The sequence below is a fragment of the Streptomyces sp. SolWspMP-5a-2 genome (genome assembly GCF_900091845.1).
GTDB lineage: Bacteria > Actinomycetota > Actinomycetes > Streptomycetales > Streptomycetaceae > Streptomyces > Streptomyces doudnae.
Map to the genome: position 1 here is coordinate 1 of NZ_FMCI01000380.1, position 2,202 is coordinate 2,202.

The 2,202-nt window shown below is 74.6% G+C and carries 1 protein-coding gene; it reads right to left on the bottom strand.

Annotation, left to right across the window (positions count from 1 at the left end; translation table 11 throughout):
- A partial coding sequence (locus GA0115242_RS37525) for a type I polyketide synthase (RefSeq protein ID WP_141721908.1) occupies nt 1–2,202 on the bottom strand: 2,202 nt, incomplete at both ends.

A 2,202-nucleotide genomic window follows, 5' to 3' on the forward strand; every position in this document is an offset into this window, starting at 1 on the left:
GTCCGTGAACGGAGCGAGCGCGGCAGCACACTCGGCGATGCGAGAGGCGAACTCCGGCGACGTGGCCAGGAGTTCGACGGCCATACCGGTCCACTGGGAGCCCTGGCCCGGGAAGACGAAGACCACGCCTCCGGTGCCCTCCCCGGCCGTCGCCTCGACCACCCGGGCGGACGCCTCGCCCGCGGCGAGCGCGTCGAGCCCGGCGAGGAAGGCGTCGGTGTCGCGGCCGACGACGACCGCGCGCCGGTCCATCGGCACCCGGGTGACGGCGAGCGCGTGGGCCACGTCCAGCGGAGCGGCGTCGGAGGCGCGCACCCGGGCGGCCAGCCGGGCGGCCTGCTCGGCGAGCGCGTCGCGGGTCTTGCCGGAGATCACCCAGGGCAGCCAGCGGCCGTCCGCGGCGGCGGGCCCGACGGGTTCGGCGGGCTCCTCGGCGGGCGCCTCCTCCAGGACGAGGTGGCCGTTGGTGCCGCTGATGCCGAAGGAGGAGATGCCGGCCCGGCGCGGGCGGCCCGTCTCCGGCCACGGGGTGGCCTCGGTGAGCAGCCGGACCGCGCCGCTCGACCAGTCGACCACGGGGGTCGGGTTGGTGATGTGCAGGCTCCTGGGCAGGACGCCGTGCTCCATCGCCAGGATCATCTTCATCATTCCGGCGACACCGGCGGCGGCCTGGGTGTGGCCGATGTTCGACTTCAGGGAGCCGAGCAGCAGCGGCTGACCGGGGTCGCGGTCCTTGCCGTAGGTGGCGAGGATGGCCTGCGCCTCGATGGGGTCGCCCAGCGGGGTGCCGGTGCCGTGCGCCTCGACGACGTCGACCTCGCCCGCGGTGAGCCCGGCGTTGGCGAGCGCCTGCCGGATGACGCGCTGCTGGGAGGGCCCGTTGGGGGCGGTGAGCCCGTTGGAGGCGCCGTCCTGGTTGAGGGCGGAGCCGCGGACCACGGCGAGCACCGGGTGCCCGTTGCGGCGGGCGTCGGAGAGACGCTCCAGGAGGACGAGGCCGACGCCCTCGGCGAAGCCCATGCCGTCGGCGCCCTCGGCGAACGCCTTGCAGCGGCCGTCGGCGGCGAGGCCGCGCTGCCGGGAGAACTCGACGTACGGCTCGGGGGTGGACATGACGGTGACACCGCCGGCGAGGGCCAGCGTGCATTCGCCGGTGCGCAGCGACTGGAGCGCCAGGTGCATCGCGACCATGGACGAGGAGCAGCCGGTGTCCATGGTGACGGCGGGGCCCTCGAAGCCGTACGTGTAGGAGAGGCGGCCCGAGGCGATGCTGGAGGCGTTGCCGGTCATCAGGTGACCGGCGAGCTGCTCCTGGGCGGCGGCTCCGCCGAGCCTGACCTGGTAGTCGGTGGTGATGCTGCCGACGTAGACGCCGGTCGCGCTGTTGCGCAGGGTCCGCGGGTCGATCCCGGCGCGCTCGAAGGTCTCCCAGGACGTCTCCAGGAGGAGGCGCTGCTGCGGGTCCATGGCGAGGGCCTCGCGCGGCGAGATCCCGAAGAAGGCCGGGTCGAATCCGGCGACGTCCCGGATGAAGCCGCCCTCGCGGCTGTAGGTGGTGCCCTGCCGCTCGGGGTCGGGGTCGTACATCGCGTCGAGGTCCCAGCCGCGGTCCTCGGGCGGGGTGGAGACGACGTCGAGTTCGGCCGCCATGAGGTCCCAGAGTTCCTCGGGCGTGGTGACGCCGCCGGGGAAGCGGCAGGCCATGGCGACGACGGCCATCGGCTCGTCGGTGACGCCCGCGGAGACCACCACGGTCTGGGCGGCGGGGCGTTCGTCGCCGAGCAGCAGGGTGCGCAGGTGGGCGGCGACGGCGGTGGTGTTGGGGTAGTCGAAGAGGAGGGTGGTGGGGAGGGAGACGTCGGTCGCGGCGGTGATGCGGTTGCGGACCTCGACGGCGGTCAGCGAGTCGAACCCGAGGTCCTTGAAGGCGCGGTTGACGTCGATGGCGTCCGCGGAGGAGTGGCGCAGCGCGGTGGCGACCTCGGCCCGGATCAGGTCGGTGAGCAGGCGGTCCTGTTCGGCGGGGGCGAGGCCGCGCAGCCGCTCGCGCAGGGCGTGGGTGTCGGGGGCGGTGGCGGCGGCCGTCTCCAGGGCGCGGCGGACCTCGGGCAGGTCGCCGAGGAGCGGGCTGGGCCTGGCCGCGGTCAGCACGGCCGCGTAGGACTGCCAGTCGACGTCGACGACGGTGGCGTGCGAGGCACC